Origin of the sequence: Streptomyces sp. NPDC013455, from assembly GCF_040632975.1 — a bacterium.
In the GTDB taxonomy this organism is placed as follows: Bacteria; Actinomycetota; Actinomycetes; order Streptomycetales; family Streptomycetaceae; genus Streptomyces.
This window is the reverse complement of sequence record NZ_JBEYCX010000002.1, coordinates 250,419-272,169: the sequence shown is the minus strand read 5'-3', so window position 1 is coordinate 272,169 and position 21,751 is coordinate 250,419. Positions and strand designations below refer to the sequence as shown.

The 21,751-nt window shown below is 72.6% G+C and carries 15 protein-coding genes; 9 read left to right on the top strand and 6 right to left on the bottom strand.

Annotation, left to right across the window (positions count from 1 at the left end; translation table 11 throughout):
- Positions 1-77: 77 nt before the first annotated feature.
- The 3 genes from ABZ576_RS05345 to ABZ576_RS05335 all read left to right on the top strand — a co-directional run bounded on the left by ABZ576_RS05345 (position 78) and on the right by ABZ576_RS05335 (position 6,983).
- Positions 78-3,026, top strand: a complete 2,949-nt coding sequence (locus ABZ576_RS05345; protein WP_360736016.1) for a D-alanyl-D-alanine carboxypeptidase — start codon at positions 78-80, stop codon at positions 3,024-3,026.
- Positions 3,027-3,225: 199 nt separating this feature from the next.
- Complete coding sequence (locus ABZ576_RS05340; RefSeq protein ID WP_360736013.1) at positions 3,226-5,199, top strand: MFS transporter; 1,974 nt, start codon at positions 3,226-3,228, stop codon at positions 5,197-5,199.
- 218 nt (positions 5,200-5,417) lie between these two features.
- Entirely contained in the window at positions 5,418-6,983 is a 1,566-nt protein-coding gene (locus ABZ576_RS05335) for a sodium:solute symporter family protein (protein WP_360736011.1), read from the top strand.
- A gap of 68 nt (positions 6,984-7,051) precedes the next feature.
- On the opposite strand, the gene ABZ576_RS05330 is transcribed toward ABZ576_RS05335, so the two are convergent.
- Positions 7,052-8,167: an ADP-ribosylglycohydrolase family protein gene (locus ABZ576_RS05330; RefSeq protein ID WP_360736009.1), complete on the bottom strand. Its 1,116-nt coding sequence runs from the start codon at positions 8,165-8,167 to the stop codon at positions 7,052-7,054.
- 195 nt (positions 8,168-8,362) lie between these two features.
- Between ABZ576_RS05330 and ABZ576_RS05325 the strand changes: the two genes are divergently transcribed.
- From ABZ576_RS05325 to ABZ576_RS05315, 3 genes are read left to right on the top strand one after another with little or no spacing between them, the layout of a single operon-like run.
- Positions 8,363-9,175 (top strand): helix-turn-helix transcriptional regulator, encoded by an 813-nt coding sequence (locus ABZ576_RS05325; protein WP_360736006.1) that lies wholly within the window; start codon positions 8,363-8,365, stop codon positions 9,173-9,175.
- A complete protein-coding gene (locus ABZ576_RS05320; protein WP_360736004.1) occupies positions 9,172-9,360 on the top strand; it encodes a DUF397 domain-containing protein in 189 nt (62 codons plus the stop codon). The genes ABZ576_RS05325 and ABZ576_RS05320 overlap by 4 nt, the downstream gene beginning before the upstream one ends.
- Positions 9,361-9,397: 37 nt before the next feature.
- The gene (locus ABZ576_RS05315) at positions 9,398-9,907 is read left to right on the top strand and encodes a DUF2165 domain-containing protein (protein ID WP_360736659.1); all 510 of its coding nucleotides are present in this window, start codon (positions 9,398-9,400) and stop codon (positions 9,905-9,907) included.
- Here the strand turns inward: ABZ576_RS05315 and ABZ576_RS05310 are convergent.
- On the bottom strand, positions 9,900-10,472 hold the full coding sequence (locus ABZ576_RS05310) for a hypothetical protein (RefSeq protein WP_360736001.1): 573 nt from the start codon (positions 10,470-10,472) through the stop codon (positions 9,900-9,902). The two genes, ABZ576_RS05315 and ABZ576_RS05310, sit on opposite strands and share 8 nt — an antisense overlap.
- Positions 10,473-10,540: 68 nt before the next feature.
- Positions 10,541-13,126: a bifunctional FO biosynthesis protein CofGH gene (locus ABZ576_RS05305; RefSeq protein ID WP_360735999.1), complete on the bottom strand. Its 2,586-nt coding sequence runs from the start codon at positions 13,124-13,126 to the stop codon at positions 10,541-10,543.
- Positions 13,127-13,439: 313 nt separating this feature from the next.
- Between ABZ576_RS05305 and ABZ576_RS05300 the strand changes: the two genes are divergently transcribed.
- Together ABZ576_RS05300 and ABZ576_RS05295 are read left to right on the top strand one after the other, a co-directional pair.
- Positions 13,440-16,403 carry a BTAD domain-containing putative transcriptional regulator gene (locus ABZ576_RS05300; RefSeq protein ID WP_360735997.1) on the top strand — a complete coding sequence of 988 codons (2,964 nt, stop codon included), beginning with the start codon at positions 13,440-13,442 and terminating at the stop codon, positions 16,401-16,403.
- 204 nt (positions 16,404-16,607) lie between these two features.
- Positions 16,608-16,781, top strand: a complete 174-nt coding sequence (locus ABZ576_RS05295) for a hypothetical protein (RefSeq protein ID WP_360735994.1) — start codon at positions 16,608-16,610, stop codon at positions 16,779-16,781.
- A gap of 285 nt (positions 16,782-17,066) precedes the next feature.
- Here the strand turns inward: ABZ576_RS05295 and ABZ576_RS05290 are convergent, their stop codons facing one another.
- Both ABZ576_RS05290 and ABZ576_RS05285 read right to left on the bottom strand, forming a co-directional pair.
- The gene (locus ABZ576_RS05290; protein ID WP_360735991.1) at positions 17,067-19,418 is read right to left on the bottom strand and encodes a serine/threonine-protein kinase; all 2,352 of its coding nucleotides are present in this window, start codon (positions 19,416-19,418) and stop codon (positions 17,067-17,069) included.
- A 170-nt stretch (positions 19,419-19,588) separates the two neighbouring features.
- Complete coding sequence (locus tag ABZ576_RS05285; protein WP_360735989.1) at positions 19,589-20,323, bottom strand: VOC family protein; 735 nt, start codon at positions 20,321-20,323, stop codon at positions 19,589-19,591.
- A gap of 122 nt (positions 20,324-20,445) precedes the next feature.
- Between ABZ576_RS05285 and ABZ576_RS05280 the strand changes: the two genes are divergently transcribed.
- A complete protein-coding gene (locus ABZ576_RS05280; RefSeq protein ID WP_360735986.1) occupies positions 20,446-21,093 on the top strand; it encodes a TetR family transcriptional regulator in 648 nt (215 codons plus the stop codon).
- A 130-nt stretch (positions 21,094-21,223) separates the two neighbouring features.
- Here ABZ576_RS05280 and ABZ576_RS05275 read toward each other — a convergent pair whose 3' ends face one another.
- Complete coding sequence (locus tag ABZ576_RS05275; protein WP_360735983.1) at positions 21,224-21,676, bottom strand: Lrp/AsnC family transcriptional regulator; 453 nt, start codon at positions 21,674-21,676, stop codon at positions 21,224-21,226.
- Positions 21,677-21,751: the final 75 nt, after the last annotated feature.

Genomic DNA, 21,751 nt, shown 5'->3' with positions numbered 1-21,751 from the left:
TCTACCGCAGGGGCCAAGCCCTCACACAGGACACTGGTACATGGTTCGGACAGGGCGCACCCAGGGGCGTGCGACGCATGGAGGAGGCATCGGTGGCGGGCGAGTCCCCCGACAGGTCGAAGCAGCGTGAGGCGTCGGCGGAACCGACGTCGGGGAACGCGGGTTCGGTTCCCGAGGCGCGCGATCCGCGTCTCGCCGTGGCCCGCGAGGAGGATGCCCCGGACAGCGGCGGCACGGACACGGCGACGAAGGTCCTGACGGTACGACCGGCCGACGCCGACCCCGAGGACACCGCCCTGCGCGCGGCGGTCTCGTCATGGGTGCGCGACCCTCACCCCGACACACCCGCAAACACAACGGAGAAGCCGACACCCGACACCGCCGGGGAAACCAGCCCGGCCACGAAGGCCGCCGGGGACGCGAAGGCCGCCGGGCAGACCGGAGCCGACGAGAGCACGAAGACCGACGGGAAGACCGGGTCCGACGCGAAGACCGAGGCCGAAGGGGAGACCGAGGCCGACGCGGAAACAAAGGCGGGCGCGGGCACGGAGACTGACGCCGAGTCCGAAGCCGACACGGACAAGAAGAAGGCCGGCGCGGAGACCGGGGCGGACGCGGCCGCGAAGACCGACGCGGACGCGAAGGCTGACCCGGACGCAAAGGCTGACGCCGAGGACGCCAAGTCCGAGGCCGACGCGGAGGACGCCAAGTCCGAGGCCGACGCGGAGGCTCACACCGAGTCGGAGGCCGACGCGGACGCGAAGGCCGACGCCAAGTCCGACGCGGGCGTGGGCGGAGCCGTGAAGGCCGACGCGAAGGCTGACGCGGAGTCCGCCACCAACGCGACGACTGCGAAGGCCGGCGCGGACGCCAAGGCCGGCGCGGCTCGCAAGGCGGGTGCGGACGCCGGGGCCGGCAAGGCTTCCGGTGCGGGCTCCGAGGCGGGCAAGGCTTCCGGTGCGGGTGCCGGCAAGGCTTCCGGTGCCGGTGCCGGTGCCGGTGCCGGTGCGGGTGCCGGCAAGGCTTCCGGTGCCGGTGCCGGTGCCGGTGCGGGTGCCGGCAAGGCTTCCGGTGCCGGCGCGGAGGCCAAGGCCGGCGCGGCTTCCGAGGTCGGTGCGGACGCCGATGGCGGAGCCGAGGCGGGTGTGGGTGGTGGCCGGTCGGCCGCCGACGGCGAGGACGCCCCTCAGGGGCCACCCACGGCCGACGACGAGACCCGCACGGGTGGTGCGGGTGGGGACGCGGACGCCGAAGGCGAAGCCGAGGCGCGCGGAACCGAACCCCGCGGGGTCGATGAGGCGACCACCGTCTTCAAGGCCATACAGCCCAAGAAGCCCGCCGTGGACCAGCCCACGACCATGCTCAAGCTCGGCGGCAAGCCCAAGCCCCAGCCCGCCGAATCCGCGTCCGAGCCCGAATCCGCGTCCAAGCCCGAGTCCGCGCCCCGGACCGAGACCGCGTCCAAGTCCGAGTCCGCGCCCCGGACCGAGACCGCGTCCAAGTCCGAGTCCGCGCCCCGGACCGAGTCCGCGTCCGAGTCCGAGTCCGAACGCACCAGCAAGTTCGTCGCGCTCAGGGACGACATGCGCCCGGCCGCCAGGCCGACGGGCAAGCCGGCAACCAAGCCGACCGGCGCCCCGGCAGCCAAGCCGGCAGGCGCCCCGGTGGGCGAGCCGGCCGCGCCCGCCGCCGACGCCACCACCGCCCTCCCCCAGATCGGCCCCGAGCGCACCACCCAGCAGCCGGTCCCGCCCAAGCCCCCGCTGGACCTGCTGGCGGAGCTGACGAACACGCCCCCGCCCCCGGAGACCCCGGTCCGCACGGTCGTGCGCCGGATCAAGATCTGGACCCCCCTGGTCCTGCTCCTGGCGATCGTCTTCGCGGTCGTACAGGCGTTCCGCCCGCTGCCGCCCCCCACCCTCGCGCTCACCGCGGAGGACAGCTACACCTTCGACGGCAGGACGAACCTGCCCTGGCCGGGCGAGGGCCAGGGCTGGATCGACGGCGACGGCATCGGCACGGTGGGCAGCTTCGGCAAGCAGACCCCCGTGGCCATCGGCTCGGTCGCCAAGACCATGACCGCGTACATCATCCTCCGGGAGCACCCGCTCAAGCCCGGCGAGGAAGGCCCGAAGATCGAGGTCGACCCGACGGCGGAGAAGGAGGGCGGCTACTACAAGGACGGCGAGTCCACGCTCGACACCGTCAAGGCCGGTGACCACCTCACCGAGAAGCAGGCCCTGTCGGCCGTCCTGATCCCCTCCGCCAACAACATCGCGCGGCTCCTCGCGCGCTGGGACGCGGGCTCGGAGGCGGCGTTCGTCAAGAAGATGAACGCCACCGCCAGGGAACTGGGGATGACCCACACGAAGTACACCGACCCCTCGGGCCTGAAGGAGACCACCGTCTCCACCGCCGAGGACCAGGTGAAGCTCGGCCGCGCGTTCGTGAAGGTGCCGGCCCTGGTGGCCATCAGCAGCGCGGCCAGCTGGACGGACCCCTCCGGCAAGTACTGGAACAACTACAACGAGCTGCCCTTCAAGATCGGCGCCATCGGCATCAAGACCGGCAGCACCACCGCGGCCGGCGGCAACCTGCTCTTCGCCTCCCGCAAGAAGGTCGACGGGCAGACGGTCACCCTCGTGGGCGCGATCCTCGGCCAGCACAAGCCGAAGATCCTGGAGACGGTCAACGCGGTGAGCAAGACCGCGCTGCTCGCCGCCCAGGACGCGCTGACGTCGGAGAAGATCCTGAAGAAGGGCGACGTGGTCGGCTACGTGGACGACGGGCTCGGTGGCCACACCCCGATCGTGATCACGAAGGACGTGACGGTGTCGGGCTGGGCCGGCCTGAAGGTCGAGCTGTCCTTCGCCGCCGGCACCGTGCCGCACACGGCGAAGGCCGGTACCACGGTCGGCACGCTCACCGTGGGTGACGGCACGGCCGGTGCGGTCAAGGTCCCGGTGGCCCTCCAGAAGGATCTGGCGGAGCCCGGTTTCGGCGCCAAGCTGACCCGTCTGGGCTGACCGTCCCGCCCGCCGGCCCACCGCGCACCCCGCTGCCGGAGGCCCCCACCCCGGGGCCCCGCGGCGGGGTGCGTGCTAGCGTCACGAAACGGGGCAGGTCGCCGGTACGGGGACACGGCCGCGAACTGGACGGGAAGCGGCCGGGTACACAGAGGAAAGCGGCCGAGAACAGAAGACGGGACACGGGGAGTGCCTTCAGGTGGCCACAGCGGAGCCGACACACGCCGACGACGCAGATCCGGGCCCGGGCTCGGGTGCGCGAATATGTCTGTCCACGACTGACACGGCGACTCGCGCAGCGCGCGACACGACGGGCGAACCGGCGGGCGGCGCGGACCACCACGCCACCGGCACGGACCACCACGCCACCGGCACGGACCGCGGCGCCACCGGCACGGACCACCGCGCCACCGGCACGGACCGCGGCGCCACCGGCACGGACGGCACGGACGGCCAGGGCGGCGGGACGGACCGCACCGGCGGGCGTTCCCGGCTGTCGGCCGCCGTCGAACCGCTCCGGCAGCGGCTGCTGCGGCATCCCGTGCTGTCCGTGACCGCGCTCGCGGGCGTGCTGCACATCATCTGGTTCTTCACGTTCGCCAACAGCGGCGGCGACCTCGCGGCGCAGGACGCCTGGGCGGAGTTCGTCGGCCGGCACCCGGACTCGGCGTACAACCTCGCCTGGTACGGGGGCATGCACCCGGTGTCGTACAGCGTGGTGTCGCCGTACCTGATGTCGGTCCTCGGCGTCCGTACGACGATGATGATCGCCGGGACGGTGTCGGCGGGCCTGCTGACGCTGGTCCTGATCCGCAGCCGGTCGGTGAAGAACCCGCTGTGGGCCTCGCTCGCCGGGGTCGCGGCGTTGCTGTGCAACGCGATTTCCGGGCGGGTCACCTTCGGCCTCGGCACGATGTTCGCGCTCGGCGCGGTCGCGGCGGTGTTCTGCTGGCCGTACCGGTGGCGGTACAAGCGCTGGGCGAAGGCGCTGGTCGCCGCCCCGCTGGCCGCGCTCGCCACGATGGCCTCGCCGGTGGCGGGACTGTTCACGGGCCTGATCGCGGCCGCGATGTTCCTCCAGAAGCGGCGGCCGGGCGCGTGGGCGCTGGGCCTCGCGCCGTCGGCGGTGGTCGCGGTGTCCGCCTGGCTGTTCCCCTTCTCCGGGACCCAGCCGATGGGCTTCGGCTCGGTGGTCCTGCCGCTGCTGTACGGCCTGCTGTGCCTGTTCCTGGCGCCGAAGGACTGGGTGACGGTCCGCCTGACGGCCGCCGTGTACAGCGTCGCCGTCGTCCTGGTCTGGCTGATCAGCTCGCAGATCGGCTCCAACATCTCGCGGCTGCCGATGCTGTTCGCGGGCGCGGCCCTGGTCGCCGTCCTGCCGTACACGGTGCCGAGGTCCCGCAAGTGGTACGTGACCGTGCTGGCGCTGCTGGGCTTCGCCGGGTGGGTCGGCTTCAAGTCGGTGGACGACATCATCCACACCACGCCGGCCGCCTCCTGGGCCCGGGAGCTCGCCCCGCTCGTCAACGAGCTCCAGAAGGTCGGCGCCGAGAAGGGCCGTGTCGAGGTGGTCCCGGCCCGCTCGCACCGGGAGGCGTCGGCCCTCGCGCCGTACGTCAACCTGGCCCGCGGCTGGAACCGGCAGGCCGACATGGAGCGCAACCCGCTCTTCTACGACGACACGCTCAACTCGGCGAACTACCACGAGTGGCTGCAGCGGTGGGCCGTGCACTTCGTGGTGCTGCCCAAGGACAACCCGGACGGGGACGGCGGCGAGCGGGAACGTGAGCTGCTGCGGCGCGGGATGCCGTACCTGAAGCAGGTCTGGGGCGACGCCAACTGGCAGCTGTTCAAGGTGACCGACCCGGCCCCGCTCGCCGAGCCGAACGCGGTGGTGGAGCGGGCCGAGCAGGGGGAGATGACCCTCCAGGTGCGCAAGGCGGGGCGGATCCTGATCCGCATCCCGTACTCGCCGTGGCTCAGCGTCGTCGACGAGCACGGCAAGAGCCGGCCGTACGAGGAGAGCAAGGCGTGCCTGATGGCGACGCCGGAGGACGTCGACGGCGACAAGTGGACGGTGCTGCACGCGCCGAAGGCCGGGACGTACCGGCTGGCCGCGCCGTACCAGCTGCCCCGCGGTACGCCCTGCCCCGACGAGCTGAAGACGCCCTGACGGCCGGCGCAACGGCCGCACGCAGACGCCTGTGCCCGGCACCGTCCCTCCCGACGGTGCCGGGCACAGGCGTATCCGCCCGGTCGGCCGGGCGAGAGACGCCTACTCCCACCGGTGTTCATGTTCATGAACGTGAGTCATCACAGGAAACGATTTTACGGTGACTTGACCTTCCCGTTGCTTGTCGCGTTCATGTGGACGGACCCACGATCGGGCACATGAACAGTCTCGACTGGGCCGTGCTCATCGGCTACTTCGGTGTGATGGTGGCGATCGGCGTCTGGTCGCACAAGCGCGTGGACAACGTCTCCGACTTCTTCACGGCCGGCGGCAAGATGCCCTGGTGGCTCTCCGGCATCTCGCACCACATGTCGGGCTACAGCGCCGTGATGTTCACCGGCTACGCGGGCATCGCCTACACCTACGGCGTCACCTCCTTCATCACCTGGTCCTTCCCCATCGCGCTCGGCATCGCCATCGGCTCGAAGCTGTTCGCGCCGCGCATCAACCGACTGCGCTCGCGCCTCCACGTGGCCTCCCCGCTCGAGTACCTGAAGAACCGTTACGACCTGCCGACCCAGCAGGCGCTCGCCTGGTCCGGCATGCTGCTGAAGATCGTGGACGTGGGCGCCAAGTGGGCGGCGATCGCCACCCTGCTGTCGGTGTTCACGGGCGTCTCCCTGAACCAGGGCATCCTCATCACCGGCGCGATCACCGCGGTCTACTGCACGATCGGCGGCCTGTGGGCGGACGCGCTGACCGAACTCGGCCAGTTCGTCATCCAGCTGCTGGCCGGCATCTCCATGTTCGTCGCGGTCGTGGTCAAGCTGAACGACAAGGACATCGGTTTCCTCGGCGCCTGGGACGAACCCGCGCTGCACGGCCACGGCAAACCGCTGGTCGGCCCGTACGGCACCGTCTTCCTGCTGGCGTTCCTGTTCATCAAGCTCTTCGAGTACAACGGCGGCATGCTCAACCAGGCCCAGCGCTACATGGCCACCGGCAGCCCGCTCCAGGCCGAGCGCTCGGCCCGGCTCTCGGCGGTCCTCTGGCTCCTGTGGCCGGTGATCCTGTTCTTCCCCATGTGGATGTCCCCGCTCCTCGTCCACGCGCAGAAGCCGGACGGCTCCGACTCCTACGCCCTCATGACCGAACAGCTGCTGCCGCACGGCCTGCTGGGACTCGTCATCGTCGGCTTCTTCTCGCACACCATGGCCATGTGCTCCTCCGACGCCAACGCGATCGCGGCCGTCTTCACGCGGGACGTCGCCCCCGTGCTGTCGGCCAGGGCGCGCGCCTGGGGCGAGCGTTCGGGGCTGATCGCGGCGCGGGTCACCACGGTCGTCTTCCTCGGCCTGTCCATGGCGGTCGCCACCCAGGTCAACTCGCCCGCCTTCAAGGACATCATCACGGTGGTCATCAAGTGGGTGGCGGGACTGATGGGCCCGATCGCGATCCCGATGATGCTCGGCCTGCTCCGCCCGTTCCGCCGCTCCGGCCCGACGGCGGCGCTCACCAGCTGGGCGGCGGGCCTGCTGGCCTTCTGGCTGGTCAACTACCCGATCAGCTGGCGGATCGAGGGCGGCGTGCCGCTGCAGTACCAGGTCTCGATACCGCTCGCCGTCTCCCTGGTCCTGTACGTCGTCATCGGCTACCTGAAGCCGGAGGACACCCCGGAGCGGCTGGCGGTCATCGAGCGGGTGAACACCGACGGGGACGGGGCCGCCGCGCGGGCCGTGCCGGTTGCCGCGAGCGCCGGGGACGACGTGGTGGGAGCGCCGTAGGGGCCGCCGCCGGGGATGCGGGCGGGCGGGCTGCCGGGGCCGGCCGCGCGCTCGCCCCGGCCGCCGCCTCAGGCCCGCGGGTACCTCGCCAGCCATCCGGGCGACGCCCCCGCGGGGCCGTGCAGTGCCGGGCCCTGGGTCATCTCCATCGCGAAGTCGTCGGCCAGTTCGAGCATCGTGGGACGGCCCTCCAGTTCGGCCAGCCAGGCCGGCGGGAGGGCCGTCTCGCCGTGCAGGGCGCCCAGCAGGCCGCCGGTGAGGGCCCCTGCGGCGGCGGACGGGCCGCTCTGGTTCACCGCCAGGCAGAGTCCGTGCCGTACGTCCTCCCCCACCAGCGCGCAGTACACGGACGCGGCCAGCAGCCCGTCCGCCGTGCCGTCGCCGGCCAGTTCCTCCACCCTGGCGGGGGTGGGTATGCCCTGCCGCACGGCGCCGAGGGCGTGCTGCAGGGCGTCGGAGACCGGCTGGTGGCCGGGGCGGACGGCGAGCAGGGCGAGGGCCCGCTGGACGGCGCCGTCCAGGCTCTCGCCCCGGGCCAGCGCGTGCACGATCACGGCGTAGGCGCCCGCCGACAGGCAGGCGATCGGGTGGCCGTGGCTCTGGGCCGCGCACTCCACGGCGAGCTGGACGACCAGTTGGGGTTCCCAGCCGACCAGCAGGCCGAAGGGCGCCGAGCGGGCGACGGCCTCCGGTCCCATCTCCCCCGGGTTCTTCGGGGTCTCCAGCGTGCCCATGGTCTGGTCGCCGAAGCCGATGAGCAGCGGGCGGGTCGGGTCCCGGCGGGCGTAGAGCCACTCCTCCCGGGCCAGCCAGCCGTCGTCCTTGCGGCGCTCGTCGGGCCCCCAGTCCCGCTGGGTGGCCGCCCAGCGCAGGTACGCCCGGTGCAGATCGGTCGGCGGGTGCCAGGCGCCGGTGTCGCGGCGCACCTGGGCGCGTATCAGCCCGTCCACGGTGAACAGGGTCAGCTGGGTGTGGTGCGTGACCGTGCCGCGCCGGCCGTGCCCGAAGGCCAGGTCCAGCAGCCCCTCGCCGCCGTACTCCGCACGGATCTCCTCCAGGGACAGCGGGTCGGCCGGGCCGCCCAGCGCGTCGCCGACCGCGACCCCGAGCAGGGTCCCGCGCACCCGGCTGCGGAAGTCCTGCTGTTCGGCACGGCCCCAGACGGCACCGGATGTCGCGTTCACGAGACCTCCCCAGGGCACCGTCCGTCTGTGCGACGCCCAGCACTGTAATCGACCGGGAACGGTCCGTTCAGGGGGACGAACCGGCCCCCGCGGCTCATTCCCGCCCGGCTGTGAACGCTTCGTACCGGAGCCCGGCCGGCGCGGCCGGACACCCCTACGCTGTCGCGTGACGACCCTGGCACGGAGGGTGAACACATGAAGGACGACGAGGCCGAGGCCGTACTCAAGGCCGTCGGGCGGCAGGTGAAGCTGTGGCGCGAGGCCGCCGGGCTCAAGCAGGGGGAGTTGGGCGAGCGCATCGGGTACGGCGCCGACCTGGTCTCCGCGGTGGAGCGCGCGGTCCGCGTTCCGCAGCCGGAGTTCCTGGACGCGGCGGACGAGGTGCTGGGTGCGGGCGGGAAGCTGTCCGCGATGAAGGAGGACGTGGAGAAGGCCCGGTATCCCAAGCAGGTCCGGGACCTGAAGAAGCTGGAGGACGAGTCCGTGGAGATGGGCGCGTACACCGCGCTTCACATCCATGGCCTGCTGCAGACGCCGGAGTACGCGCAGGCGTTGTACGTGATGCGGAGGCCCGCGTACACGGAGGAGGAGATCGAAGGTCACGTGGCCGCGCGCATGGCGCGCAAGACGGTCTTCGAGCGCGTGCCTCTGGCACAGCTCAGTTTCGTCCAGGAGGAGTCGACGCTGCGCCGGCCCGTGGGCGGCAGGGCCGTACTGCGCAGGCAGCTCGAACACCTCCTGCACGTCGGCCAGATGCGGCACGTGGAGTTGCAGGTCATGCCCACGGATCTGGAGGATCACGCGGGTGTGAGCGGCTCGTTCCGAGTGCTGAAGCTGAGGAACGGCAAGACACTCGCGTACTCGGCAGCGGAGCGGAACAGCCGAGTGATCAGTGAGCCGAGGGAAGTCCAGATCCTGGAAATGCGCTATGGGATGATCCGGGCGCAGGCTCTCTCGCCCCGGGAGTCGATGGCATTCATCGAGAAGGTTCTGGGAGAAGGAACATGACCGCCTCCAAGCTGGCATGGTTCAAGAGCAGTTACAGCGGCAACGACGAGCCCGACTGCGTCGAAGTGGCCATAGCCCCCGCCACCGTCCACATCCGCGACTCCAAGGACAAGGACCGCGCCCACCTGGTCGTGGCCGGTGCCCCGTGGGCGGAGTTCGTCGCCTTCGCGGCCGAAACCGGCTGACGGCGGTGGGGGATCGGGAAGAATTCCGGGCATGACCATGACCCCCACCACCCCCACGAAGCACACCGGCCGCACCCTCGCCGCCGGGGTGCTCACCGGCATACTCGCCCTCTACATCGCGCTCGTCGCGCTCGGGAACATCACCGACTTCGGGACCAACCAGCAGTTCGTCCGGCACGTGCTGGCGATGGACACGACGTTCAAGGACGACGACCTGATGTGGCGGGCGATCACCAGCACCGCGCTCCAGGACACCGCCTACGTCCTGATCATCGCGTGGGAGACGGTCGCGGCCGTCGTGCTGGTGTGGGGCACGTGGCTCTGGGCGCGCCGGGAGCACGACCGTGCCCGGCGGTTCTCCACCTACGGGCTGCTGATGCTGCTGCTGCTCTTCGGCGCCGGGTTCATCGCGATCGGCGGTGAGTGGTTCGCGATGTGGCAGTCCAAGTCGTGGAACGGACTGGACGCGGCGACCCGGATCTTCCTGCTCGCCGGGGTGGCGCTGATCGTCAACCAGCTTCCCCCCGGCCGGCGGGACGCTAGTTGACGACGGTCACCCGCGTGCCCTGGTCGCCGAACGCCCACAGCGCGGCTCCGTCCTCCTTGTGGAGGCGGATGCCGCCGAGCTTCTGGCCGTTCGCCGGGGGCGGGGACGCGCCGTCCAGCGCGTTGGAGAAGGCGACGTTCACCCCGTCCACCTTGGTGAAGTACATCACGTGCTCGATCTCCACCCCGTCCGAGCCCTTGAGGGACTGGGTGCGCAGGGTGACCGAGTAGCGGCCGGGCTGCGGGCTCACCGTGCCCGGCCACACCGTGAACGTGCGGGTCGCCTTGCCGGTCGCGTCCACCAGCCAGACCCGCTTCTCGCCCAGCGAGTACACGATCCGGCGGCCCTCGCCGGAGGCGTCCGGCAGGGTGTGCTCGGCCGGCGCCTTCGGTGTCAGGGTGGCGTGCGGGCTCGCCGACGCCGACGCGCTGGGCCGGGATACGGCGGCCGTGGGATGCGGCCCGTGGTCCGCCTGCACGGCGAGGGCGACGACGGCCGCGGTCGCCCCCGCCGTCAGACCGGTGACCCAGGCCCACGAGGGCAGTCGGGCAGCCACGGGACGCATCTCCTCCGCTACGGGTCCCCCCTTCTCAGCACAGGGGTCGGATCATCGTACTCAGTCCCGGAGAAGGCTCAGTCCAGTACCGGCAGCAGATCCGGCAGGTGCCCGTCGGACGCCTCGGCCGCCCGCCGCCGCTCCTCGGGGACCTCGCCGTACAGCGTGGTCCGCGGCTTCGCGGGGCGGCCGGCCGCCTCCGCCACCGCCACCAGGTCGCGGACGGACTTGTACGAGCCGTAGGAGGAGCCCGCCATCCGGGAGATGGTCTCCTCCATGAGCGTGCCGCCCAGGTCGTTCGCGCCGGAGCGCAGCATCTCCGCCGCACCCTCCGTGCCCAGTTTCACCCAGCTCGTCTGGATGTTGGGGATCCACGGGTGCAGGAGGAGCCGGGCCATCGCCGTCACCGCCCGGTTGTCCCGCGTGGTCGGGCCCGGACGCGCGATCCCCGCCAGGTACACCGGCGCGTTGGTGTGGATGAAGGGCAGGGTCACGAACTCGGTGAAGCCGCCCGTCCGCTGCTGGATGCCGGCCAGGGTGCGCAGGTGGCCGAGCCAGTGGCGGGGCTGGTCCACGTGTCCGTACATCATCGTGGAGGAGGAGCGGATGCCCAGCTCGTGCGCGGTGGTGATCACCTCGGTCCAGGTGGCCGTGGGCAGCTTGCCCTTGGTCAGCACCCAGCGCACCTCGTCGTCCAGGATCTCCGCCGCCGTACCGGGGATGGAGTCGAGGCCCGCCTCCTTGGCGGCCGTCAGCCACTCCCGGATCGACAGGCCCGTCCGGGTCGCGCCGTTCACCACCTCCATCGGCGAGAAGGCGTGCACGTGCATGCCCGGGACGCGCTCCTTGACCGCCCTGGCGATGTCGAAGTACGCCGTGCCCGGCAGGTCCGGGTGGATGCCGCCCTGCATGCACACCTCGACCGCGCCCACGTCCCACGCCTGCTGGGCGCGGTCCGCCACCTGTGCCAGCGAGAGGGTGTAGGCGTCCGCGTCCGTGCGGCGCTGCGCGAAGGCGCAGAACCGGCAGCCGGTGTAGCAGACGTTGGTGAAGTTGATGTTGCGGGTGACGATGTAGGTGACGTCGTCGCCGACCGCCGACCTGCGCACGTCGTCGGCCACCCGGCACAGCGCGTCCAGCGCCGGGCCGTCCGCGTGCAGCAGGGCGAGGGCCTCGGCGTCGGTCAGCCGGGTCGGGTCGTCGGCCGCCGTGCGCAGCGCCTCGCGGACGTCGGCGTCGATGCGCTCGGGGACCATGCCGGGGGCGGCGGCCTCGCGCAGCGCCTCCCAGTCTCCGTACACCTCGTCGAAGTCGGCCCGCCGGTCGGTGGTGCGGCCCTCGGTGTCGACGGCCGTGTGCAGGTCCGTACGGCCGGTGGCGGTGAAGACCTCCTCCGGCTCCTGCCAGGGCCGCCCCGTCACGACCGCGTCCGCACGGGCGAGGCCCGTCCGCGGATCGGCGAGGGCGAAGACGTGCGGGCGCAGCCGCGGGTCCAGCCAGGGCTCCCCGCGGCGGACGAACTCCGGGTACACGCACAGGCGTTCACGCAGGCTGAAGCCGGCCGCCCGGGAACGCTCGGTGAGTTCCTCGATCCGCGGCCAGGGGCGTTCGGGGTTGACGTGGTCGATGGTCAGCGGGGAGACCCCGCCCCAGTCGTCGATACCGGCGCCGATCAGCCGCTCGTACTCGGCGTCGACCAGGTTGGGCGGGGCCTGGAGGCAGGCGCTCGGGCCCATGACGTGCCGGGCGACGGCCACCGTGGCGACCAGCTCGTCCAGTTCCGCGTCGGGCATGCCGCGCATCGCCGTGTCCGGCTTGGCGCGGAAGTTCTGGATGATCAGCTCCTGGATGCCGTGGTAGGCGCGGGCGATCCGGCGCAGGGCGAAGAGCGATTCCGCGCGCTCCTCGTAGGTCTCGCCGATGCCGATGAGCAGGCCGGAGGTGAAGGGCACGGAGGAGCGGCCGGCGTCCTCCAGGACGCGCAGCCGGACCGCCGGTTCCTTGTCCGGGGAGCCGTGGTGCGGGCCGCCGGGCTCGGACCAGAGCCGGGTGGCGGTCGTCTCCAGCATCATGCCCATGCTCGGCGCGACCGGCTTCAGCCGCTGGAAGTCCGTCCACGTCATGACGCCCGGGTTGAGGTGCGGCAGCAGGCCCGTCTCCTCCAGGATGCGGACGGAGACGGCGCGGACGTAGGCGATGGTGTCGTCGTAGCCGTGCGCGTCGAGCCACTCGCGCGCCTCCGGCCAGCGGTCCTCCGGCTTGTCGCCGAGGGTGATCAGGGCTTCCTTGCAGCCGAGGGCGGCACCCTTGCGGGCGATGTCCAGCACCTCGTCGGGGGACATGAACATCCCGTGCCCGGCGCGGCGCAGTCTGCCGGGGACGGTGGCGAAGGTGCAGTAGTGGCACTTGTCCCGGCACAGCCGGGTCAGGGGGATGAAGACGCTCTTGGAGTAGGTGATGACGCCGGGCCTGCCCGCCGCCTCCAGGCCCGCGTCCCGCACCCGGGCGGCGGAGGCGGTGAGGTCGGTCAGGTCCTCACCGCGTGCCTGGAGGAGTACCGCCGCCTCGGCGACGTCCAGGGCGACGCCGTCCCGGGCGCGTTTGAGGGCGCGACGCATGGAGTTCTCGGTAGGGCCGGTTCCGGAGGTCGCGGAAGTCGTCATCTCTTGAGCATACGTTCGCCCTGATCATGGCCGGGGTGTATCGCCCGGCGGAAGCGGAACGCAGGCGTCCGGCACCCGGCGGGGCTCGCCCGCGCACCGCCGTACTCGGTGCCGTGGCCACCATGCCGTCCGCCGCGGCAGCGACTTGACGGCTCGTCAGCCGGGGGTTCCGGGCGACATCGGTGCGAAGACCGTGTGAGGGCCTTGTGCACCACGGGCCCCGCCTTGTGATCGGCGTCTCCCACGGCTGACGCAACCGCCCGGAACAAGGCAAACTGAGCGAGTTGTTCGTGATGCCGAGGGGGACGAACGCATGGACCGTGGGCCGCGAGTACCCGAGCAGCGGCGGGCCGGCTCCGAGGCCACCGCGGGAACCGGCCCGCTGCGCTTCGGCGTGCTCGGTCCGGTGCGGGCCTGGCGCGGCGCGGCGCCGCTCAGCACCGGCTCCCCCCAGCAGCGCGCCCTGCTGGCCGCCCTGCTGCTGCGGGAGGGCCGTACGGCCACGGCGGCGGAGCTGATCGACGCGCTGTGGGGGTCCGAGCCGCCGTCCCAGGCGCTGGCGGCGGTCCGCACGTACGCGTCCCGGCTGCGCAAGGTCCTCGACCCCGGGGTGCTGGTCAGCGAGTCCGGCGGCTACGCCGTGCGCGGGCTGCGCGAGGGCGCCCTGGACGTCGTGGTCGCCCAGGACCTGTCGGCGGAGGCGGAAAAAGCCCGGGGCGCCGGCGACCTGGCCCACGCCCGCACCCTCCTGAACAAGGCCCTCGCGCTCTGGGACGGCGAACCGCTCGCGGGTGTCCCCGGCCCCTACGCCGAGGCGCAGCGGGCCCGGCTGGAGGAGTGGCGCCTCGGCCTGCTGGAGTCCCGCCTGGACCTCGACCTGGAGCAGGGCTGCCACGCCGAGGCGGTCTCGGAACTGACCGCCCTGACGGCCGCCCACCCCCTGCGCGAGCGCCTGCGCGAACTGCTGATGCTGGCGCTGTACCGCAGCGGCCGGCAGGCGGAGGCCCTGGCCGTGTACGCCGACACGCGCCGCCTCCTGGCCGAGGAACTGGGCGTGGACCCCCGCCCCGGCCTGAGCGAACTCCAGCAGCGCATCCTCCGGGCCGACCCGGCGCTGGCGGAGCCCGCGGCCCCGGTGACCGAGCCCGCGGCCGTCGCCGTCCGCCCGGCGCAACTGCCGGCGACCGTGCCCGACTTCACGGGCCGTACCGCCTTCGTGTCGGAACTGAGCGAGGTGCTGTCCTCGGCGTCGGAGGCGGAGGGCCGGGTCATGGCGGTGTCGGCGCTGGCCGGCATCGGAGGCGTCGGCAAGACGACCCTCGCCGTGCACGTGGCCCACCGGGCCCGCGCCTCCTTCCCCGACGGCCAGCTGTACGTCGACCTCCAGGGGGCGGGCCCGCGCCCGGCCGAACCGGAGACCGTCCTGGGCTCCTTCCTGCGCGCCCTGGGCACCGCGGACTCCGCGGTCCCGGACACCCTGGAGGAGCGGGCGGCCCTGTACCGCTCGGTCCTGGACGGCCGGCGGGTCCTGGTGCTGCTGGACAACGCCAAGGACGCGGCCCAGGTACGTCCGCTGCTGCCCGGCACCGAGGGCTGCGCGGCCCTGGTCACCTCACGGGTCCGCATGCTCGACCTGGCCGGCGCCCACCTGGTCGACCTGGACGTGATGTCCCCCGAAGAGGCACTGGCGCTGTTCACGAAGATCGTGGGCGAGGAACGCGTGGCGGCGGAACGGGAGGCCGCCCTGGACGTGGTGGCGGCCTGCGGTTTCCTGCCCCTCGCCATCCGCATCGCGGCCTCCCGCCTGGCGGCCCGCCGCACCTGGACGGTCTCGGTGCTGGCGGCCAAGCTCGCGGACGAGCGCCGGCGGCTGGACGAGCTCCAGGCCGGGGACCTGGCGGTGAAGGCCACCTTCGAACTGGGCTACGGACAGCTGGAGCCGGCCCAGGCCCGCGCGTTCCGCCTGCTGGGGCTGGCGGACGGCCCGGACATCTCCCTGGCGGCGGCCGCCGCCGCCCTGGACCTGCCGGCCGACGACACCGAGGACCTGCTGGAGTCCCTGGTCGACACCTCCCTCCTGGAGTCCGCGGCACCCGGCCGGTACCGCTTCCACGACCTGGTACGCCTGTACGCCCGCGCGTGCGCGGAGCGGGACGAACAGCCGCCGAGCGAGCGCGAGGCGGCGATGTCGCGGCTGCTGGACTTCTACCTGGCGACGGCGGCCGGGGTGTACGCCATCGAGCGGCCCGGGGACCGGCTGGTGGACCACCTGGAGTCCACGGCGTACCCGGGTCTGGCCTTCGACGACCGGGACCTGGCCCGCGACTGGCTGTACGCGGAGGCCACGTCCCTGCTGGCGTGCGTACGGCAGTCGACGTCGTCCCACCGCCTCCGGCGCGCCGTCGACCTGCTGTGGGCGGCCATCGACCTGACCGAGTCGGGCGCCAACTCCAGGGAGTACGAGGCGACCGGCGCCTCCCTCCGCGCCGCCGCACGGGATGCCGCCGACCAGCGCGTGGAGGCGCGCGCGCTCGTCACCCTGGCCAACGGCCACCACCTGACGGGACGGTTCGAGCTCGCCGACGAGGAGGCCAGGGAGGCGCTGCGCCTCGCGGACGCGGCGGGGGACCGCCTCCCCCGCTGCTGGGCGTCCAACATGCTGGGCATCATCGCGCTGTACCACGGCCGGCTGGAGGACGGCGAGGAGCACCTGAGCCGGGCCATCGACAGTTTCCGCGCGTGCGGGGACCGCGCCGGCGAGGCCAGCGCCCTGTGCAACCTCTCCCGCATCCACCTGGCGATGGGCCACACCACGAGCGCGGTGTCCCTGGCCCAGCAGGGCACCGACATGTACGACGCCATGGAGCACGCCTGGAAGGGGGCCAACGGACGCTACGCCCTGGGGCTCGCGCTCACCCAGTGCGGCCGCTACGAGGAGGCCGCCGAGCGTCTCGAGGAGGCGCTCTCGGTGTTCCGGGACAGCCGGCAGCGGCTGTGGGAGGGCATGTCGCTCTTCCGGCTCGCCGAGCTCGACCTGGCGGCCGGGCGCCCGGCGCAGGCCGCGGCGAACGCCGAGACCGCGCTGACCCTGCTGCGGGGTGTGGGCGGCGAGTGGCGGCGCGGGAACGCGCTCACCGTACTGGGCCGCGCGCTGAACGGACTGGGCCAGCGGGGCCGGGCGCAGGTCTGCTGGCAGGAGGCCCTCGCGATCTTCGAGGCCATGGAGGCCGCCGAGGCCGCCGAGGTCAGGGCGCTGCTCAACCACGCCATCGCCTGAGCGGCGCAAGGGCGTTCATCGTTCGTTTATCGCTCCGCGCCACTCTGTTCCTGTCGAACCGTCGCGTCGGGGGGCAGGCGGGTCGGCACGCGGCCGCACCGTAGGGTGTAGCGGCCCGGAGACAACCGTCCGACGGCCCTCGGGGGAGCTGCCGGGCGGTTGTCTTCAGCCCACCGCATCGAGAACTTTCAGGGGAGCGAAGTCATGAGCAACGACAAGACGGCCCAGGCGCCGGTGGCCGCGAGCACCGACGCCGGCGAGATCACCACGCTGAACAGCCACGCCACCATCCAGCCGGTGAAGCTCACCGCCGCCGGGGACGAGGGCATCGCGGAGGCCACGCCGGACAACTCGCACGCCACCGACGAAACGGCCTGACAAGACCTTTCACCGGACGGGGATCGGCCGCGGCGGCGCGGAGGGGGAGCCGTCGCGGCCGAGGTGTGTCCGGGGTCCGGTCACGTCCGCCGCGCCGCAGCTCCCCTTTTCCGCCGGCCGCCCGCACCGACCATCTCCCTGTCAGGGTCATGTCGCTGTGTGGCGGCCTTTGCGCACCCGGCGTAGCGTCTGCCGTGAGAACGGTGCCCGGCACCGCTCCCCCGTGACGACGGCCGCCGTCCGAGGCCCTTCCGTGTGACCGGTACGACGGCCGTCCCCCTCTCCTCACGCGGTCCGCGAGGTCCCCGTGCCCTTCTCCGCGTCCAGCGCGTACACGCACCGGTCCTTGCTGCACGCGTACACCACGCCGTCCCTGACCACCGGGGAGCCGGTGATCTCGCCGCCCGTGGCGAGCTTCCAGCGCAGCCGGCCGTCGTCGGCCTTCAGGGTGTAGAGCAGGTGGTCGGTGGAGCCGAAGTGGATGCGGCCCTCCGCCACGGCGGGCGCGCCCACCACGTCGCCGCCCGCCTGGAAGCGCCACTTGGGGGTGCCGGTGACCGCGTCCAGGGTGTACAGGCCGTTGCCGCTGCCGACGTGCACGTGCCCGGCGGCGACCAGGACCGGCTCGACGGAGGAGCGGGCCTCGGTGGCGATGCGCCAGCGGTCGCGGCCGTCGGTGGCGTCGAGGGCGTAGACCGTGCCGAGGTAGTCCGCGAGGTAGACGCCGCCGCCGGTGACGGCCGGGCCCGGGGTGAAGGCCGGCGGGCACAGGAAGACCGCCGGGGCCTCGAAGTGCCAGCGGACCATGCCGCTCGCCGCCTCGAAGGCGAGGACACGGGTACCGGCGGAGACGTAGACGTACCCGTCGTCGGCGGGGGCGAGCCGCACCGGGACACCGCCGCAGGAGGCCGCGTCACCGATGGGGTACGACCAGCGCTCCTCGCCGGTGCGGGCCTCCAGGGCGCGCAGCCGGGCGTCCTGCCAGACGTAGACCGTGCCGTCGTGCACGACCGGGCCCGCCTCGGGGGACTCGAAGTCGGTCTGGCAGCCGGTGATCTCCCACAGCTTCCGGCCGTTGGCCGCCTCCCACGCCTGGACCCCGCCGCCGCGGGTGCCGGTGACCACGGTGCCGCGGTCGGCCTTGAGCGAGTACACCCAGGCGTCCGTGGACAGCCGCCACAGATCGGTGCCCTCGCGGGCGTCCAGCGCGAACAGGGTGGGACCGTCGGAGGCGTGGATACGGCCGTCCGCCACCGCCATGGACCAGGCGACGTCCCGGGTCTTGAAGCGGCGCCGGCCGGTGGCGACGTCCAGGGCGTGCACCTCGAAGGAGGTGACGTAGACGAGGTCGCCGTCGACGGACGGGGTGCCCCAGACGTCGTTGGACATCCGGAACCGCCAGGGCCGCCAGCCGGCCGGGGCCTCCGGGGGCGCGGGCGGGACGGGCGGTACGGCGGGGTCGGCGCCGGCCACGCCGGGGCGGGGCCGGGACCAGCTGGCCACCAGGCCGGCCTCGGGCGGGGGTGCCTTGACGGCGGCGGCGCGGGCGTCGGCGACACGGGGGCCGGGGCCGATGGGCACCTGGGCGCCGGCCAGCCGGACCGGACCGGTGTCGGGGGCGCCGGCCGGGGCGGGCACCGGCGTCGGGACCGGCGGGTCGTACGGGGGCGGCGGGGGCACGGCCTGCCGGCCGCCGCTGCGCGGGCCGCCGGCCGGGGCCGGGGCGGGCTTGGCGGCGGGGCGTCCGCCACGGCGGGCCTCGATGAGGGCGACCGCCTTCTCCGGCAGCCAGGCGGAGGCGGTGCCGCTGTCGTCGGAGCCGGAGCCGAACAGGTGCGGGGCGAGCTGGGCCTGGAGGTCGGCCGGGGTGGGGCGGCCGGTGGCCTCCATCTGCATGCACGCCTCGATCAGCGGGCGCAGCTCGTCCGGCAGGCCGGTGAGGTCCGGGCCCTCGCGCAGCAGCATGAAGACGGTCTCGACCGGGTTGGCGCCGTGGAAGGGCGGGTGGCCGGTGGCCGCGAAGACGAGGGTGGAGCCGAGGGAGAAGACGTCGCTGGCGCCGGTGACGCTACGGGAGTCCTTGGCCTGCTCGGGAGACATGTAGGCGGGGGTGCCGACGGCGACGTTGGTCATCGTCAGGCGGGTGTTCGAGACGCCGGAGGCGATGCCGAAGTCGATCACCCGGGGGCCGTCCTCGACCACGAGCACGTTGGACGGCTTGAGGTCGCGGTGGACCAGTCCGGCGCCGTGGATCGACTGGAGGGCCTCGGCGACGCCCGCCGCGAGCCAGCGCACGGCCTGGGCCGGGAGCGGCCCGCACTCGTTCACTATCTCTTCCAGCGAGGGCGCGGGGACGTAGGCGGTGGCCAGCCAGGGCACCGCGGCCCTCGGGTCGGCGTCGACCACGGCCGCCGTGTAGAAGCCGGAGACCGCGCGGGCCGCCTCCACCTCGCGGGTGAAGCGGACCCGGAAGAGCTGGTCCTCGGCCAGCTCGGTGCGCACCGTCTTGATCGCCACGCGCCGGCCGGACGCCGAGCGCGCGAGATAGACCAGCCCCATGCCGCCGGCCCCCAGCCGGCCCAGCACCTCGAACGGCCCGATCCGCCGCGGATCGTGCTGCGTCAGCTGATCCACCACTTGCCTGCCACCTCCCCGTACGAGCCGCGCCACTCTCCATATGTACGCGACCGGAGTGCAGCGTCTCACCACCGCACCGCCCTGGCGGCACGCACCCCGATTCTTCCTGGCCGGGCGGCTGGTTGCGAACCCGGTGACACATCGGGGTGTCTCACTCCAAAGCGGACGAATCAGCGCCGCAGCAGAGCGAACGACGCCCCCTGATTGTCGGTGACGACGGCCACCCGTCCGTACGACGTCTCGAAGGGTGGCGCCTGCACCCGCCCGCCGAGCCGCCCCACGGCGCCGAGGGCGTCGTCCAGGTCCGCGACCCGGAAGTGGGCGAGGAAGTGCGGGGGCATCTCCGGGGGGAACACCTCGGTGACCTCCGCGCGGCCGAAGTCCGGCTCGGCTCCGGCGCCGAAGAGGGCGTCGTGGAAGAGGCCGCCGTAGAAGGTGTTGGCCGCGGCGGTGTCCCGGGTGTAGAGCTGGGCCCAGACGAAGGTGTTCGGCTCGTGCCGCCGGCCGAAGCCCCGGTGGGTGCCGGGCTGCCACAGGCCGAACACCGCGCCCTCGGGGTCGGTGGCCAGGGCCGCGGTGCCGAGATCGCCGACCGGGAAGGGCGCGACGACCACCCGGCCGCCGGCCGCCGTGATCCGCCGGCCGAGGGCCTCCGCGTCCGAGGTCGCGAAGGAGACCGTCCAGACCGTGGGCATGCGGCCGTCCGTCTTGGGGGCCAGCGAGGCGACGCGGTCGTCGCCCAGCCGGGCCCACACGGAGGAGCCGTACGCCTCCTCGAAGGACCATCCGAAGAGCTCACCGTAGAACCGCTTGCCCGCCTCGACGTCGGCCAGCTGGGCGTCCACCCAGCAGGGGACGCCCTCCCTGTACACCTCTTCGTCGGCGGATGCCCTGTTTTCGGCCATGCCGTCAAAGTAACCGGGCCGCGCCCACCCCGCAGACCAGGCACACCACCCCCGCCGTCCCCGCGCACCCCATTTGCAGTCGGCCGAATCGCGCTCCGATCACCCCTCGGTAAGCTGACGACATGACAGGACAAGTGCGTACCGTCGACGGCCGCGTGGCCGGCCGGCGTGGGCAGGCGACCCGGCAGAAGCTGCTCGACTGCCTCAGCGAGATGCTCAGCTCCTCCCCCTACCGGGACGTCAAGGTCATCGATGTCGCCCGGAAGGCGGGCACTTCGCCCGCGACCTTCTACCAGTACTTTCCGGACGTCGAGGGCGCCGTCCTGGAGGTCGCCGAGCGGATGGCGGCCGAGGGCGCGGGACTGGCCGAACTCCTGGAAGGACGCACCTGGACCGGCAAGTCGGGCTGGCAGACGGCCCAGGAACTCGTGGACGGGTTCCTGGAGTTCTGGCGCAGCAACGAGGCCATCCTGCGGGTGGTCGACCTGGGCGCGGCCGAAGGGGACAAACGGTTCTACAAGATCCGCATGAAGATCCTGAACTCGGTCAACAACTCCCTCGCCGACTCCATCGCCCAACTCCAGTCCAAGGGCCGGGTCGACAAGGACGTGAACCCGGCGGCGGTGGCCGGTGCGCTGGTCGCGATGCTCGCGGCGGTGGCGGCCCACCAGAAGGGGTTCACCTCCGGGGGTGTGAAGCAGGCCGAACTGAAGCCGAACCTGGCACTGTTGGTCCACCTGGGCGTGACCGGCAAGAAGCCGTCCAAGTAGGCGCGCCCCCCTTTTCTTCCCGCCACTTGAATCCCTTTGACCCCGCAGGGCCCTCACGCCTCTCCAGCCCCTTGAGTCCAAGTCCTGTCTGTCGGACCGCGGTTCACCCGGTGAGCCATCGCCGGTCCCCTCAAGCGGGCAGCGGGCGGTCCCGCACCACGTGCTTCATCACCAGCGTCGACGTCAGCCGCTGCACCCCCGGCAGCGCGGCCAGCCGCTCGTCGTACAGGCGCTGGAAGGCGGCCAGGTCGGCGGTGGCCACCCGGAGCAGATAGTCCGGTTCGCCGAAGAGCCGCTGGGCGTCCAGTACGTGCTCCAGCTCGCTGACCGCCCGTTCGAACTCGGCGACCGTCTCCCGGTCCTCCTGCCGCATGGACACGAAGACCAGCGCCTCGAAGTTCAGCCCCAGCGCCGCCGGGTCCACCACCGCGCGGTAGCCCTGGATGGCGCCGGCCCGCTCCAGCTCCCGCAGCCGCCGGTGGCAGGGCGAGACACTGAGCCGCACGCGGGCGGCCAGCTCCGTGACGGTCAGCCGCCCGTCCTGCTGGAGCTCGGCAAGGATTTTTCGGTCTACGTCGTCCATGAAGTAGATATTTGCGCAGAGTTCGCGATCATGGGCAAACCTCGGGAACACTTTCGGGCCATTCGCGCCTAATCT

Coding starts and splice junctions, on each gene's coding strand:
- ABZ576_RS05315 (WP_360736659.1), top strand. CDS start 9,398: ATGACCCCCACCACCCCCACGAAGCACACCGGCCGCACCCTCGCCGCC.
- ABZ576_RS05285 (WP_360735989.1), bottom strand. CDS start 20,323: ATGGCCGAAAACAGGGCATCCGCCGACGAAGAGGTGTACAGGGAGGGC.
- ABZ576_RS05325 (WP_360736006.1), top strand. CDS start 8,363: ATGAAGGACGACGAGGCCGAGGCCGTACTCAAGGCCGTCGGGCGGCAG.
- ABZ576_RS05320 (WP_360736004.1), top strand. CDS start 9,172: ATGACCGCCTCCAAGCTGGCATGGTTCAAGAGCAGTTACAGCGGCAAC.
- ABZ576_RS05345 (WP_360736016.1), top strand. CDS start 78: ATGGAGGAGGCATCGGTGGCGGGCGAGTCCCCCGACAGGTCGAAGCAG.
- ABZ576_RS05335 (WP_360736011.1), top strand. CDS start 5,418: ATGAACAGTCTCGACTGGGCCGTGCTCATCGGCTACTTCGGTGTGATG.
- ABZ576_RS05275 (WP_360735983.1), bottom strand. CDS start 21,676: ATGGACGACGTAGACCGAAAAATCCTTGCCGAGCTCCAGCAGGACGGG.
- ABZ576_RS05310 (WP_360736001.1), bottom strand. CDS start 10,472: ATGCGTCCCGTGGCTGCCCGACTGCCCTCGTGGGCCTGGGTCACCGGT.
- ABZ576_RS05280 (WP_360735986.1), top strand. CDS start 20,446: ATGACAGGACAAGTGCGTACCGTCGACGGCCGCGTGGCCGGCCGGCGT.
- ABZ576_RS05300 (WP_360735997.1), top strand. CDS start 13,440: ATGGACCGTGGGCCGCGAGTACCCGAGCAGCGGCGGGCCGGCTCCGAG.
- ABZ576_RS05305 (WP_360735999.1), bottom strand. CDS start 13,126: ATGACGACTTCCGCGACCTCCGGAACCGGCCCTACCGAGAACTCCATG.
- ABZ576_RS05295 (WP_360735994.1), top strand. CDS start 16,608: ATGAGCAACGACAAGACGGCCCAGGCGCCGGTGGCCGCGAGCACCGAC.